This window comes from Flavobacterium collinsii (assembly GCF_902804485.1).
GTDB lineage: Bacteria > Bacteroidota > Bacteroidia > Flavobacteriales > Flavobacteriaceae > Flavobacterium > Flavobacterium collinsii.
Window position 1 is genome coordinate 25,154 of the sequence record NZ_CADCST010000117.1, and the last position, 16,255, is coordinate 41,408.

At 37.0% G+C, this 16,255-nt stretch carries 11 protein-coding genes; 5 read left to right on the top strand and 6 right to left on the bottom strand.

The genetic code is table 11. The features are described from left to right. Window positions 1-41 precede the first annotated feature (41 nt). On the bottom strand, window positions 42-2,081 hold the full coding sequence (locus FLA105534_RS19020) for a site-specific recombinase (protein WP_173967668.1): 2,040 nt from the start codon (window positions 2,079-2,081) through the stop codon (window positions 42-44). Between the two features lie 434 nt (window positions 2,082-2,515). Between FLA105534_RS19020 and FLA105534_RS19025 the strand changes: the two genes are divergently transcribed. The 5 genes from FLA105534_RS19025 (at window position 2,516) to FLA105534_RS19045 (ending at window position 9,072) form a co-directional block, all read left to right on the top strand. Next, window positions 2,516-2,920 carry an HYC_CC_PP family protein gene (locus tag FLA105534_RS19025; protein ID WP_173967669.1) on the top strand — a complete coding sequence of 135 codons (405 nt, stop codon included), beginning with the start codon at window positions 2,516-2,518 and terminating at the stop codon, window positions 2,918-2,920. A 77-nt stretch (window positions 2,921-2,997) separates the two neighbouring features. Next, on the top strand, window positions 2,998-4,383 hold the full coding sequence (locus FLA105534_RS19030; protein WP_173967670.1) for a TolC family protein: 1,386 nt from the start codon (window positions 2,998-3,000) through the stop codon (window positions 4,381-4,383). Between the two features lie 10 nt (window positions 4,384-4,393). Next, window positions 4,394-7,540, top strand: a complete 3,147-nt coding sequence (locus FLA105534_RS19035; protein WP_173967671.1) for an efflux RND transporter permease subunit — start codon at window positions 4,394-4,396, stop codon at window positions 7,538-7,540. Between the two features lie 3 nt (window positions 7,541-7,543). After that, complete coding sequence (locus FLA105534_RS19040) at window positions 7,544-8,632, top strand: efflux RND transporter periplasmic adaptor subunit (RefSeq protein ID WP_173967672.1); 1,089 nt, start codon at window positions 7,544-7,546, stop codon at window positions 8,630-8,632. Window positions 8,633-8,634: 2 nt separating this feature from the next. Further along, a complete protein-coding gene (locus FLA105534_RS19045; RefSeq protein ID WP_246253269.1) occupies window positions 8,635-9,072 on the top strand; it encodes a hypothetical protein in 438 nt (145 codons plus the stop codon). Between the two features lie 101 nt (window positions 9,073-9,173). Here the strand turns inward: FLA105534_RS19045 and FLA105534_RS19050 are convergent, their stop codons facing one another. From FLA105534_RS19050 to FLA105534_RS19070, 5 genes are all read right to left on the bottom strand, one after another. Next, window positions 9,174-9,395, bottom strand: coding sequence for a heavy-metal-associated domain-containing protein (locus tag FLA105534_RS19050; RefSeq protein ID WP_173967673.1), 222 nt, complete (start codon window positions 9,393-9,395; stop codon window positions 9,174-9,176). A 677-nt stretch (window positions 9,396-10,072) separates the two neighbouring features. Next, window positions 10,073-12,493: a heavy metal translocating P-type ATPase gene (locus FLA105534_RS19055; RefSeq protein ID WP_173967674.1), complete on the bottom strand. Its 2,421-nt coding sequence runs from the start codon at window positions 12,491-12,493 to the stop codon at window positions 10,073-10,075. Between the two features lie 88 nt (window positions 12,494-12,581). Next, window positions 12,582-13,145, bottom strand: coding sequence for a helix-turn-helix domain-containing protein (locus FLA105534_RS19060; RefSeq protein WP_173967675.1), 564 nt, complete (start codon window positions 13,143-13,145; stop codon window positions 12,582-12,584). Between the two features lie 105 nt (window positions 13,146-13,250). Next, window positions 13,251-13,688 carry a hypothetical protein gene (locus tag FLA105534_RS19065; protein ID WP_173967676.1) on the bottom strand — a complete coding sequence of 146 codons (438 nt, stop codon included), beginning with the start codon at window positions 13,686-13,688 and terminating at the stop codon, window positions 13,251-13,253. A 245-nt stretch (window positions 13,689-13,933) separates the two neighbouring features. Continuing rightward, a complete protein-coding gene (locus tag FLA105534_RS19070) occupies window positions 13,934-15,493 on the bottom strand; it encodes a peroxidase, FMP-type (RefSeq protein WP_173967677.1) in 1,560 nt (519 codons plus the stop codon). Between the last annotated feature and the right edge of the window lie 762 nt (window positions 15,494-16,255).

Here is a 16,255-nt window from a genome sequence, read left to right on the forward strand (position 1 = left end):
GCTGCTTCTTTTACCTGAGTCCTTCCTGATTGTAAATAATACTATGGTGTATTGTTTTTTGGAGGAAAAAAGAAATGTGATGGTTTATTTAAAAAATACCTGAAGATTGCTCCCGCCACGAGTCTTAACTCTAAAAGCGGAATGTTTCGGGAACGAAATGCAAGCCCTAGTGATAAGCTAAAACTAACCATAAAATTAACTAAACCAATAAGCCCAATACCTATAATTGACCACAAAAACATCCATTTGGTTACGCCGAAGTCAGCACCATACAAAGCCATTGCAAAATTCCCACTTGCAAAAGTAATATGTCTGATATCAATGTTTAATCCGAAGAAAATTCCAATGAAGGCTGTACTTCCCATAAAAACACCGAACCAAAAATTGGAAATGATTCCTGCCCACTTGTTTTCATATAATTTCGCCAGTTTCTTAGTCAGATTTTTTCCTAAACTCAATTTGAGTAACGGATGTTCCTGAATACGATAGTAAATATGATTATGTTTATCACGATTGGCAATACTACCGGCAATAATACCTGATAAAAATAAAAAGACTCCAGCTATCGCAGCATGGAAAATCGCCGCAGAATAAATTGGATTCAAATCATTGATTAAAGTTGGCCACTTTTCTTTTGCGATGTTATAATGAAACGTTTTATCGATAAGCCAGATTCCGAGTAATGAAACCGGAAAGGCAATAATCACATTCCCTACAAAAGCAATAAACTGCGAACGAAATACTCTGGCAAAAAATATGGCAAATTCTTTATACTTATAGTCTATCTTTTCCTGCGTTTTTTGTTTAAATCCTTCCTGCAGCGCTCTAACCAAAGCAGAAGCCGTCATTGCCGGTTGCTTTGTTGCCAATGTGAACCCGAGGATGTAAATTATAATAAAACCTATAGAATAGTTCATGCTGTACAGAAAGACATGTCCAAATCCGCTGGTTTCTACTTTACCCAGTAAAAGTTTTATGATACATAGTATTCCCACTATAAAACCTCCCCCAGCCGCAGAGTATAACATTTTGTAATATTCTTTTCGACCATTAGTGATATAATGTTCTCCGGTATTGGCTGTATGCTGCGTTATTTCGTAAGATAGCAGTTGGGTACTTTCGTTAATTAGTTTCTGAATATTGTTTTTATCGCAATTGTATTTAATGAGTTTATAGGCGAGCGAAATTGTATTTTTTTTAGCAGTTTCTTCTTTGCCCTGAATCAAAAGCGGTAATAATGCTTTCAGGCGTTGGAGTTGTTGGCGGATTCGCAACAGACTTTGATTCACTCGCAATGAGATACCAAATTTATTACTGTTCCTGAAGGCCGTTTCTATATAATCTGTGCATTGTTTGTGCAAGATCAACAATTGTTTATACCCTAAATCCTCTTCAACAATACAATTTTTAGGAGATTCGAGCAATCTCTCATTTATAAGCAGTAATTCGCGTTGAAAAGCAAGGAACGGACTTTCATAATTTTCATATTCGGGTACCATCTGGATTACATCTGTTTCCATCGCACATCCACAAATACGATAAGTAATAACTTCCATTGCAAAAGCGAGTTCGGTAAGCGATGATCTCTCTGTTTCTAATCCGTAAATTGTTTGGAATTCTAATAACGAGAATAGCTTTACTATTTGCTTCTTAGGTATTTTCTTAACCCATATTGGGTCGGTATTGACAAAAAACACCTGATTCAAGATAAATTGTAAGGTGTCTTTTTCCGGTTGCTCAGGAATTAATTTAGCAAAAATCCTCTTGCGTACTTCAAAAAAGAAATTAGCGTCCTGAAGAATCCCTGCATCCGAAAGGATCTTATTGAATTTCTTCTTTTCTAAATGAGCGTTGATACAGTCCATCAGCCCATTGCGATAATTCGAATTTTCCTGAAGCAGATTAATGAGTTCCGAAAGATCAACCAGAGTAATTGTTTTTGGATCCTTAGGCCGAATCAAATTTACCAGTTGCACCAGTAATTCTACATTTTCATGCTTAGATTTCCATAACTGTTCGTTATTAAAGTTTTTTTCAAAATAGTCTTCTAATGTCATTTTTGATTTTCTTCTCAATTTCATTCTAATCCCGTTTAATTATTACCGTCTTTTTCAGCTGGACACGAAAAAAAGTAATTTATTTCCATACTGCAATATACTGCTTAGGAATTATTATCATTTTAATTTTATCTTAAAGTATACTCATGATATTGTTTTGAGATAAAATTTTAACTCTGACCGCATTTCTGATTTTACCTTGGAACGATCTGACACTAGAATATCATCTTTCGTGTTTAATTCTAATTTTATTTCTTTATCGAATGTGGAAAGGATCAGAGGAATATAAATTTCTATTTTTTCGCTTAAACATTATTTCAAATAAAGTGAATTACATTCTATTTTACGGTAACAAAACCTGAAGTTCTCTACCAACCTAAGATTTATAAATTTTGCAAAATTCAGCCAAAATTTTACAACACTTATATGACATAATAGAGCAACCTTTGCAACTGATTATGAGAAAAGCACTTTTAATACTTCTTTCGGTTTTTTATCTGGTATTGTCGTCAGGCTTTACTACGATAACTCATTTTTGTAAAGGAGTACAACAGGAAACCAATCTTTTTGGTGATATTCCGGTTGGAAAAGTTTGCCCGAAATGCGTTGCGAAAAACCAGCAAAAAAGCAAAGATTGCTGTAAACATAAGGCGCAATTTCATAAAGTTACCGAAAAGGTGCACCAAACAGCTCCCAGTGATTTAGTTCCTAAATTTATTGGAATTGCGCTCCCTATTCATTTTTACGATGTAGTATTTGGCTCTTATTCACCTAAAGTCAACAAAGCCGAATATTCTTTCTCCTCATTTATTCCGATACGGAATAACCCTCTGTATATTTTTTACTGCGTCTACCGTATTTGATTTTAGGCAATTGAACGAACTGTAGCATTTATCCCAAATGTTATACGATTTCTATTGTTTAATTTTAAATACATACTATGAAAATGCAATATTTTGCATTGGCAATGTTCTGTATTGTTTCCGGAAATCTCTGGGCACAAACGGTAACGTTACCCAATGCTCTTGAACGCTCTATTCAAAATTTTGAAAAAATAAAAGCCAAAGAAGCCATTGTCAATGCTTCAAAAGAAAACACCATCTATCAAAAAAGCCAGTATTTACCTGACTTTACTTTAATGGCACAACAAAGTTATGGTACTATTAATGCCCAAAACGGGCCCATGTATAGTTATGGCGGATTAGGCAGCGCTGCAACCTCAATGCCTTTGCAGGACCAAAACTGGAATGCCGCTTTTGGATCGCTGTATCTTGCCAATGTCAATTGGAATCTTTTCACTTTTGGAAAAATTAAGACACAGGTTGCCATTGCCAAAGCTGATGAAAATGTAGCACAAAAAGATCTTGAACAGATAAAATTTCAGCATCAGGTAAAAGTGGGTGCTGCCTACCTCAACCTGCTCGCTGCCCAACGCATTAAATTTGTACAGGACAAAAATCTGGAACGCGCCCAAGTGGTAGAAACGACTACAAAAAGCCGTGCAGAGAGCGGCCTGATTCCTGAAGTAGATTATTCTTTGGCAAGAGCCGAAGTTGCCAATGCCAAATCGGCTGTAATAAAGGCCTACGATATGGAATTGGATCATTCAAAATCACTGGCTGTAATGCTGGGTGAAGAATATCAGGTTTATAAACTCGATAGCGTGTTTACTACTAAAACACCTGAAATTCTTTCGGAGCCTGTTGTAGAAACAAGTAAACATCCCATACTCGAATGGCGAAGAAGTGATATTTTAAAAAGTGAGCAACAGGAAATACTACAAACCGTATTGGCTTTACCAAACATTTCGGCATTTGGTGTCATGCAGGGACGCGGTTCGGGTTTTGACTGGAATTATGTACAGGACAATACAGCTTACTCAAAATCCTATGCAGACGGTGTCGGAATAGATCGTAGCAATTATATAGTTGGAATCAACTTAAGCTGGAACTTAACCAACATCTATCGCCAGTCTTCTAAAAAACGCGAACAAAAGTTAATTACCCAATCGCTTCAAAACGAATATGAGTACATGAATCAGGAACTTATTGCTCAGCAAAAACTTGCTAGTGACAAACTGAAAAATGCTTATGAAAATTTTGAAGAAACAAAAACACAAGTAATCGCCGCTACAGACGCTTACCGTCAGCATACTGCTTTGTATACTAATGGTCTTACCACAATTGTCGATTTAACGCAGTCTTACTACACCCTCAACAGAGCAGAAATTGAATATGAAATTGCCCAGAATAACATCTGGCAGGCCTTATGGATTAAAGCCGCTGCGACAGGCAATTTAAACATTTTACTAAACGCGATACAATAAACCCGAAATTATGAATTTAATACGTTTTGCCTTGCGCAAGCCCATCTCTGTTATGGTGATGGTGTTGGGGCTTTTATTCTTCGGGATTAAAGCTTCTAAAGAAATAAAGGTCGACATCTTACCTGATATGAATCTTCCTGTGGTGTACATAGCCCATTCATTTAATGGATATACACCTCAGCAAATGGAAGGTTATTTTACAAAAATGTATGTAAACATGATGCTTTTTACCAGTGGTATCGAAAGCATTGAAACGAAAAATACTCAAGGACTTACCTTAATGAAAATTAATTTTTATGAAGGTACAGATATGGGACAGGCGATTGCCGAAATCAATGCGCTCTCCAATCGTTCGCAGGTATTTTTACCTCCGGGAGCCCCACCTCCGTTTATTATTCGTTTTGATGCTTCCTCTCAGCCTGTTGGACAGCTGGTATTTAAAAGTAAATCAAAAACAAATAACGAGTTACAGGATATAGCCAACTTTACGGCACGTCCGTTTTTGATTAAAATTCCGGGATTAACCACCGCTCCGCCATTTGGAGGAAGTCCAAGAACGATCGAAATAAACATCGATCCCAATAAACTGCGTACCCACCAGTTAACACCTGAGCAAATTGTTGAATCTATTAGCCGAAACAACATTACGTCGCCTTCGGGTAATATATATGTTGACGATATTAATTATTTGACTCCTACGAACAATACCATAAAAGAGGTAGCTGATTTTGGAAACATTCCAATTTTTAAAAATGGGGTCGATAATATCTATATCCGTGATGTGGCTACCATAAAAGACGGAGCCGATATCACTACCGGTTATGCCCTTATTAATGGTGCCAGATCGGTTTACATTAACATTGCAAAATCGGGTAACGCCTCCACCTGGGATGTGGTAAAAAACCTTAAAAAGGCGATTCCTGCTATTCAGAATAATTTACCGGATGATGTTGCGATTTCATACGAATTCGATCAGTCCGTATATGTAATCAATGCCGTAAAAAGCTTAATTGTAGAAGGTGTTTTAGGAGCGATGCTAACCGGATTAATGGTGCTTTTATTTTTACGCGACCGAAGAGCCGCTTTAATTGTGGTGCTTACCATTCCGATTTCTATTATTTCAGGAGTATTATTCCTTAAACTATTTGGACAAAGCATCAATATCATGTCATTGTCCGGACTGGCATTGGCCATTGGAATTTTGGTGGATGAGAGTACCGTTACCATAGAAAATATTCACCAGCATTTTGCCATGGGTAAAAGTAAAGCTAAAGCCATCTTAGATGCCTGTAGAGAAATTGCATTTCCTAAACTGTTAATCCTGTTGTGTATTCTTGCTGTATTTGCTCCTGCCTTTATGATGACAGGCATACCGGGATCGTTATTTATGCCTCTGGCACTAGCCATCGGTTTCTCCATGTTACTGTCTTTTATACTATCACAAACCTTTGTTCCGGTAATGGCAAACTGGTTAATGGTAAACAAAGAAGATCATGAACATGCGGAAGATAAATTCGACAGATTCAAAAATCGTTTTGTACAATTTTTACAATCGATAATGGGCAAACGCAAGCCTATTTTAATCGTAAGCTTTATCGCAGTAGCAATAAGTGCCTTCTTAATGTACAACATTACAGGTAAAGACGTATTGCCTACCGTAAATTCGAGTCAGTTTCAAGTGCGTATTAAAGCTCCCGAAGGAACTCGTATAGAGAAGACAGAGCTAAAAATAAAACAGGTTTTACGCGAACTGGAAACTATCATTGGCAAAGATCATATTGCTATCTCATCAGTATTTATTGGTCAGCATCCTTCCTCTTTTGCGGTAAGTCCGATTTATTTGTACAATGCCGGTCCACATGAGGCCTTAATGCAAATTGCGCTGAAAGATTTTGACGGCAATACAAATGAACTAAAAGAAAAAATTCGTAAGCACATGAAGGAAAAAATGCCGGAACTGCATTTCTCTTTTGAACCTATCGAGCTTACAGAAAAGATTCTAAGCCAGGGAACCAACACTCCTATTGAGGTTCGTTTCTCCGGAATGATGAAAAAAATGAATGTAATGTATGCCAACAAGCTTTTGGCTAAACTAAAAGAAATTGATTATTTAAGAGATCAGCAAATTCCGCAATCCTTAAATTATCCGGCTTTCGAAATCAATATTGACAGAGTAAGAGCTGCTCAGCTGGGGATCGACGCGCAGGATATTGCACGTTCTTTAATACCTATCACAGCTTCTTCCCGTTACACCAGTAAAAACATGTGGGTAGGCGGAATGATGGGAATTGCCTACGATGTTCAGGTGCAAACGCCTCAGAATATTCTAAACAGTAAAGATGAGTTAATGAATGTTCCGTTAGGAAAAAATTCAGATAGACCTGTTTTGGGCGATGTTGCAACGATCACTCCAACAAAGGTAGTAGGCGAAAGTTACAATTTGGGTACCATGGGCTACACGCCCGTTACGGCAAACATTCACAATGCCGATTTAGGAAGGGCACAAAAAGACGTACAGGCTGCAATAGATTCACTTGGCGAATTGCCTAAAGGAGTTAATATTCAGGTCTCTGGAATGGTTCCTGTTTTAGAAGAAACCATGAACAGTTTGGCTACAGGATTATTAATTGCCATAATCGTTATTTTCTTAATGCTAACGGCAAATTTTCAATCTTTTAAAGTATCCTTGGTCATCCTGACAACTGTACCATTTGTAATTCTGGGTTCTTTGATCTTAATGAAACTTACTGGTTCTACGCTGAACTTACAATCGTATATGGGGATTATTATGTCTGTAGGAGTTTCTATTGCGAATGCCGTTTTGCTGATTAGTAATGCCGAGTCTCTCCGTTTACAAAATGGCGATGCCCTTAATTCGGCTGTTCAGGCGGCTGCATTACGTATACGCCCGATCATTATGACCACATTAGCGATGATCGCGGGTATGCTTCCAATGGCTATCGGACATGGAGAAGGCGGTGATCAGGTAGCTCCATTAGGAAGAGCGGTAATTGGCGGATTAATCGCATCTTCGTTTAGTGTATTGATCCTATTACCATTGGTATTTGTATGGATACAAAATAAAACATCCACCAAATCACCTTCACTAGATCCTGAAGACGAAAACAGTATTCATTATATAACGTTAGAAAAATAAACCATGAAATTAGTCTATTATATCCTTATCGGAATTGTATTTGCATCCTGCAATTCAGAAAATAAAAAAGAAATGAAACCGGCAGCAATGCCCATGATGATGATGCAGAATTTTGAAACGATATCCCTGAAAAAGAGCAATCCGTTAGTTCCCTTAAAACTTGCCGGGGAACTGGTTTCCGACAAGGAAACGGCTATCTATGCAAAAGTAAACAGCTACGTAAAAAAACTCTATGTCGATATTGGTTCTCCGGTTACTACCGGACAAGTCATCATGGTTCTGGAAGCACCCGAAATTCAGGCACAACTGGCTGCTGCAAAGTCCAAATGGAAAGCGCAGGAAGCGATATACATTGCTACGAAATCTAATTATGACCGAATGTTTAAGGCCAATGAAACCAAAGGGGCTATTGCCAAAGATGCTTTAGACCAGATTACTGCCAGAAAATTATCCGACCAGTCACAATTAGAGGCTGCAAAATCTGCTTATCAGGAAATACAGGTTATGAATGACTATTTAGTTATCCGAGCGCCTTTTAACGGAATCGTTGCCGAAAGAAATGTTGATCCCGGTTCTTATGTAGGCCCAATGGGTAAAGGATCTGACAAACCTTTATTGGTACTTCAGGATAATAAAAAACTTCGTGTTTCGCTCTCCATTCCGGAAGCCAATACACCTTATTTAAACTTAGGAGATTCGATACATTTTAAAGTAACATCTCTTCCGCAGAAAAAATATAGTGCTAAAATTTCGCGTAAATCGGGAGTACTGGATTTCAAATTACGTTCAGAACGTATAGAAGCCGATATCCTGAAAACACACCCTGAATTAAAACCTTTAATGGTGGTAGAAGCTATGCTTTCGCTACAAGCCGATGAAGCCACATTCTTTGTGCCTAAAACAGCATTAGTAGAAAGCAATATGGGAATGTATGTCATTCAGGTTATAGAAGGGAAAACCAAAAATATTCCGGTAGCCAAAGGACGTGTATTGCCGGATCAGGTTGAAATATTTGGCGAATTAAACGAAGGTGATGCTATTTTAATGAAAGCGACCGAAGAAATAATAGAAGGAACAAAAATTAAAAAATAACAATGATGAAAACAATTGGTAAATGTTTCCTTATTGCCGCAATGGCAATAGTAATGATTTCATGTAAAGATCAGGAAAACAAAGAAAAAAATCAGATTTCAGACCAGCAGGAATTAACTGCAAAAGATGTTCCTGCTGTTGCAAAAGGAAATCACGTACCTAATGATGAAGTCTGCATGGTCAATGACCTTCATATGGGCAAAAAACAAATGAAAGTTCCGTTTGATGGAAAAATGTATTATGGCTGCTGTAATATGTGCGTAGAACGCATTCCAAGTGACGAAAGTGTTCGCAAAGCAATTGATCCGCATACCGGGGTAAAAGTCGATAAAGCATCGGCTTATATTGTTTCATTGAACAAACAGGGAAATGTAGCTTACTTTGAATCGGAAGAGAATTACCAGAACTTTCTTCTGTCAAACCAAGGAATAAAAAAGTAGGATCTGAAGAACAGATTTACTTTCAAATGAGCATGCAAAAAGGGCAGTCCAAAAATGATTCGGACTGCCCTTTTTTTATAATTAAATAAAAGCTTTAGATATTAGATCACTAAAGGTTCTGCTTTAAAACCTTTTGACTTGATAATAGCAATTATTTCTTCCTCTGTGGCACCATCCGATTGAACAGTAAGTATTTTATCGCTATTAGTAGTGTCTACATTCCATTCGCATATACCTTCTGCATGATTCAGATCTGATTGCACTTTCGCTACACATCCACCGCAATTAAGGTTTGTTTTAAATTGAAAATCTTTCTTTTCCATGGTATTGATATTTTAATCGTTATTTAATACTGTAAATTTCCGTTAATTAATCCTCAACTGACATACACTATTTCTGGTTTGATTTATGACATTTACTGATTCTAAAAACCAAATTCCAAACTCTAAATTTCAAGTTTCAGGTTTCAAGTTTCAAGTTTCAAAACTGTCACTTTAATTCTACATCCTAGATTTCACATCTTACATTTTACATCCCTAAAAACCTATCCCTTGTGCGACAATTCTTCTCTCGCAGATTGCTTCGCCTGTTCGCTATCGCTCGGGTTGGCTGATTTTACAGGTCTTTAATCTATAGTCTTTCTTCTTTCTTCTTTCTTCTTTCTTCTTTGCTCTTTCCTTTTTCCACATCTCACATTTTACATTTCACACTTCACATCTCACATTTTACAAATATCCATCTTCTTGTTAGCCATTAGTTAAAAACCGTTCTTTTCAAGCATCACTTTAATAATATATTTTAAAACTTGAAACCTGAAACTTGAAACCATTGACAATGTTTTAGACGTTACTATTAACTAAAAATAACCTCATTTTAACCCAATCCAAAATGTTAAGGAAGGAAAAAAATGAGGTCATTACTACAAATCAATAATAATAAAAAAATAAAAACGGCGGCTTCTAAATTTTGAAACCGCCGTTGGGCAAACGCATCAAGGAGTTTACTTTTTCCATTTTAAGCGAAGGCTGTTACTCACCACACTTACGCTGCTTAAAGCCATTGCAGCACCGGCTATCATTGGGTTCAACAAGAACCCGTTTATAGGATACAATATTCCTGCAGCAAGCGGAATACCAATAAGGTTATAAATAAACGCCCAAAACAAGTTTTGTTTGATCGTGGCTACTGTTTGTTTAGACAGTCGTATAGCCTGAGGTATCTTAGTAAGATCTGACGAGATAATGGTCATCTTAGCCACGTCCATTGCAATATCACTCCCCTTGCCCATTGCTATACTTACATCGGCGGTTGCCAAGGCTGTACTGTCGTTGATACCATCGCCAACCATCGCAACTGTTTTGCCTTGTTGTTGTAATTCTTTTATAAAGTCAGCTTTGTGTTGTGGCAATACTTCTGCCTTATAGTGTTTAATACCTGTTTGTGCCGCGATAGCTTTTGCAGTAGCTTCGTTATCACCTGTCAGCATATAAAGTTCAATATTCATATCCTGCAATTCTTTAATTGCCTGAACTGATGTTTCTTTGATCTTGTCTGAAATTGCAATAACCGAAAGTGCCTGCTTACTATTGGCAAACCAAATTACGGTCTTAGATTCTTTGCCCCATTCCTCTGCCTGATTCAATAATGAATCTGCAATAACGATATTATTCTCTGCCAACAATTTCTTGTTCCCTACATAATATGTTTCCTCTTTGTAAGTGGCTTTTGCTCCTTTACCAGTAATACTGTCAAAATGGGATAGCACTACAGCTGGTGTACCTTCCAGATTTTTTACTACGGCTTCTGCCAACGGATGTTCTGATTGCTTTTCAATACTTAGCAAAACATCTTTGGTTGCATCTGCATCATCTAGCCACTTTATACCCGTCACTTGAGGTCTTCCTTCAGTAATAGTTCCTGTTTTGTCCAGTACAATAGCAGTCACTTTTCTTGCCAGTTCTAAACTTTCAGCATCTTTAATTAATATTCCGTTTTCAGCACCTTTACCTACACCTACCATAATGGCCGTTGGTGTAGCCAGTCCTAAAGCACAAGGGCAGGCAATAACCAATACTGTAACAGCAGCCAATAGCGCTTGAGCCACAGCATTATCTCCACCCAGAACAATCCAGGCAATAAAAGTTAGAAGCGCGATACCAATTACTATCGGAACAAATATACCGGCAATCTTATCAACTAATTTCTGTACAGGGGCTTTGCTTCCCTGCGCGTCCTGCACCATTCTGATAATTTGGGCAAGCATCGTTTCTTTACCTACTTTAACCGCTTTAAACTGAAAGCTTCCTTTTTGGTTAATTGTTCCCGCAAACACTTTTTCATTTTCTTTTTTCAATACCGGAACTGGTTCACCGCTTAACATACTTTCATCCACATAAGAATGACCGGAAATAACCATACCGTCGACAGCAATTTTTTCACCTGGTTTTACCAGAACAATAGCTCCGACATTTACCTCTTCAATAGCCACTTGTTTTTCTGTACCGTCGGGCTGAATAACCATCACGGTTTTGGGCTGTAAACCCATTAACTTTTTGATGGCTGATGAAGTATTACCTTTGGCTTTTTCTTCTAATAATTTACCCAGAAGAATAAATGCAATGACGACTGCCGCTGCTTCAAAATATACGTGGGCATGTAGTCCGCGTTGGTGCCAGAAATCCATGAATAACATATTAAACACACTAAACAAATAGGCAATTCCTGTACTCAAAGCCACTAATGTATCCATATTTGCCGAACGATGTTTTGTTTGTTTCCATGCATTTACAAAGAAATCTTTACCCAGCCATAAAATTACGGGCGTAGAAAAAAACCACATGATTTCATTGGCATAAGGCATATCCATAAAAAACATCCCTATCACTACTACTGGTAACGACAGTAAAACGGCCCAGATGGTTTTGTTTTTTAGTTTTTTGAATTTCTCTGCATGAATAGCCTCTAAAGACTCTTGTTGTTTCGCTTCTTCTAAAATAAGTAAATCGTAACCAACGGCCTGAACAGCTTTTTGAAGTTTAGAAGCATCTGTAAGATTGGGAAGATACTCTACTGTAAGATTTCCTGTTGCAAAGTTTACCGATGCATCTACTACTCCCAATTCATAAGTGACGATACTTTCTGCACTTCCTGCACAAGAAGCACAAGTCATTCCTAAAACTGGGAATGTATTTTTAACTGTTGGCACACCATATCCCAGGTCTTTTATCGCCTTTACGGCATTACCAACAGTTTCATTATCTTTAACCGTAATAGCAGCCCTGCGGTTGTTGACTTCTACTTTGTGGGTTTCAACGCCTTTAACTTCGGCTAATCCTTTCTCTACGATTAATGCACAGTGCTCGCTCTCTACATCTTCCAGCGGAATGTAAATTGTTTCCTTACTATTAAAATTTGTTGCCATAATTCGCTTCTTTTATTATACCTGCAAAGTTGGCAACAATAGCACTGAATTCTATTGTGGAATTATGGATTTGATTTGTAAAATTTACTTAGACCTCATCTAAAGGTTTTCTTTTCTCTGTCCGAATTTGTTTGAAGTGGCTTGGTGTTAATCCGGTTACTTTTTTAAACTGATTGCTCAGATAAGCAACACTTGAATAGTTTAAGCGTAAAGCTATCTCGCTAAGTGATAACTCATCGTAGACCAAAAGCTCTTTTATTTTTTCGATTTTTTGTGCTATAAAGTACTTTTCTATGGTAGTACCTTCCACTTCAGAAAACAAATTTGAAAGGTAGTTGTAGTCATGATTGATTTTCTCGCTCAGGATATCAGACAGATTGTTTTTGGTATCATTATCCTGATGATGTACCAGGTCAATAATGATGTTTTTTATCTTTTCGATGATTCTGCTCTTTTTATCATCTATGACTTCAAATCCTAGCGGAACCAGTACTCCCTCCAGTAAGTTTCTTTCCTCTTGCTTTAGTTCTCTTGTCAGTGTAACTTCTCCCAGCTTAATATTGGTAAAGCCCAAACCGAGTTTTTCGAGTTCGTTTTGAACTACCATAATACAACGGTTACAAACCATGTTTTTAACAAATAATGTACTCATAATCTCGTTTGATCAGAATTTTTAATTCAGTATGTATTTACAAACTTAGCACTAAAATTCAATTAATCATACAATCAGAAGATCTAACAAATTTTACTCAACAGATTAAAGAAGATTATAAATTGCGATAAAGAAAAAAATCACTCCCAATCCAAATGAAATTTCGCTGAGAATTAAAAAGATTCTCGAAAACAATAATGTTCGATGCAAACCCTTTTCTTCTTCAGCAGCTTTAGCCGCATTTCCATTGTTCTGAGCGCGCAATAAACAAATAAACCAACTCATCACGTCTGTGGCAAAATACCTGTGACACAGACAAGCGCCTGAACAAATAACAAAAAATACTAAGGCTACAATAAATTCAGAGTAATCTAATTTAGGAGCTAATCCTTCATTTTTTATTTTCGCAATGAAAAGTGCCCCAAACCCTGCAATGGCCAATAAAGAAAGCCGAAGTAGCTCAGCTGTAAATTTGATATAATTTTCAGAAATCATAAAGTCAGCCTGATAATCTGCTTCATCAACTGCGTATGTTGTTGCCATGATATGTAGTGGTTAATTGGTTAGTGCTTTGCAATCAAGAGTGAAATTATAAATAAAAGAAGCAAATCAAATATATCAAACTTAAAAACATATAAATCAAGTATTTATACTTGATTTAAATTTCACTAATAAGAGATTCAAAAAGATACTTTATTGGAATAGCCGCTCATTTTTACAAGAAAAACGAGTTAAAATATCTACAATCAATATTTAACTCGTTTTCTTAATGTTTAAAAGTTTAAAAATTACTCCTTTTTATAAGGACATTCCGAAGCAGTGCCTGAAGCTCCCGATGATCCTGCTTTATAAGTTCCCGGGAATTGCTCTTCTATTAAACGTTTCTGATCAGGAGAAACATCTTCCATTTTACGAAGTGTATTGACCTGAATGTGTGGCCAGCTTGTAGTGCCTCCATCATCTCCGAAATCAAATTCGAAAAATATAACCTGCTCGTATTGCAACTGAAGAATTTCTTTATCATTTTCAAAAATTGTTTCTACCCACATTCTCATGTTCATTTCAACCGTAGGAACAAAACGATTCACAAACGGAACATTTAATATCCCTCCTTGTGCTCCTGTTTTATTTTTGGACGACAATTCTATCAATACATGGTTTCTTACCTCTTTTTCGCCTTTCAACGTATCACGAAGGCGTAAATCCGGTCTTACAGAATACGGATACAAATGATTTGCCAGTATTCGCTGGGTGTAGATTTTATTTTCACCTTCATCATTTACATCGTTTAATTCCTCAAATACCCAAGGCGGTGGCGGTGCGTCAAGATTTATAGGCTCTTTACTTGCACCAGCTCCCCCCATTGTTCTCGAAATAGAGAGATGATTATAGTCCCAAGCCGCAAATCCTTCAGGAAACTCCGGCGCTCCTTTAACTAAATAGCCTTTTTTACCGGGAGTTAAATCGCCTAACAACGTGATTGTACTTCCATGTGGAATTACGCCGCTTCGGGAGATCGAATAATCGGGTATAAAATATGGTCCGGTCTGACCCGCTCCTGCTTTTAATTCTTTAGAAGCAATAATCTCATAATATTTGCGTCCGTTTAAGTTTTCCAGCGTTACATATTCTTTCTTCCCCTGATCGTTCTTGATTAGAAAAAGAGTTTCGTCCTGATATCCGCTTTTGTATAAATCTTTGTGCGGGTTATTTGGTGATACTGCATGTACACCGCGATCTTCTTTAATCGTTTTATCTGTTGCCGCATAATTAAAAATATCACTCAACCATAAATACATACCGTTCTCTTCGTGAATCGGAGTATACTGCAATGCATCCTGCCCTGGTATGCTGTTTACGCTTTTAATACTTTGTTCGTATTTTACTGCTCCACAAAACTGCTCATTTGCACCTCCGCGATTACGAACGCCTCCAGGCACGAGGTTAAAAGTTAATTTTTCGATATACTCTTCGCATTCAAAGCTGTACTTTCCAGGAATGGTTCCTGCATTAGTACCTGGAGAAGGCATGATGGTCGTGTGTATCCCGCTCCCTACTAGTTTTCTCTTACTCTGGTCTTCATTGTTATTGTTATAGCTCACCCAGGTACCTTCTAATACCCTTAAAATTCCGTAATCTACATTGTTTACAATTGTTTGTAGGTTTTCCTCATAAAAAGGTCGGATCGGGTCTTCAATCTGAACTTTTTGATACTTGGACATTAACTTATGCAGTATTCCTTCTTCTTCCTGAAGAGCTCCAAATACCGCTTCATTTGCCTTTTGAGCAAAATCGGCCGTAAGCTGATTTAAATTCCCCCCTTCTTCAAGGTCTTTACGTTTTAACATAATATTCTTTTTTTAGCGTTAATAACTTGTGTATTTAAAAATTAACCCTGCATTCTCTTATCCGCTCAAAGTTTTTAATCTTGTAAAAGCCTTTCAAACCCATCATTTTTTGATGTAAAATACGGGGTAATTTACCGTTAGATTAAAACCCAATCATACCGTTCAAAAGGTGTCCAAGGCAATTTCTAAGGGATTAAATCTTTACCAATTAATTTCTTACAAGATTGTAAAGTAACCTAATTTATAGCGATTGAAGACAAGTATTAATACCTGTTTTGCGGGTAAGGAGACCAGAAAAAACACATCGTCCTTCTTCATTTTTCAGTTTAACAGTAACGAGAAAATAAAGTACAACTTACCCCGTAGTTGAAACTGTGTGTTATATTAAATAGGATGTATTTTCAAAACAGATTCAAAAACACTAACCAAATATTTGCATCAAGCATTGCCTCTGGTTTTGATAATAGAAATAGTATACATTACTACTCTCCCTGCAGTTGAAACTGCAAGCCATATTAAACTAGGATGAAATTTCATAACAGATTCAAAGACACTAACCGATTATTAGCAGGAAACACAGACCGCGCCTTAAATCATTAAAAAACAACACAATACGAAGTGAAAATTTGATTAAGACAGAAGTTCCAAATTTTCATAGAATTATTTTGTCTCGTCCTAAAAAAGCGATACAGGTTATTACATAAAAATAATTAATTAAACAGTTGCAAGAACCCTCTTGCAACTGTTTTTTGTTTTATATCT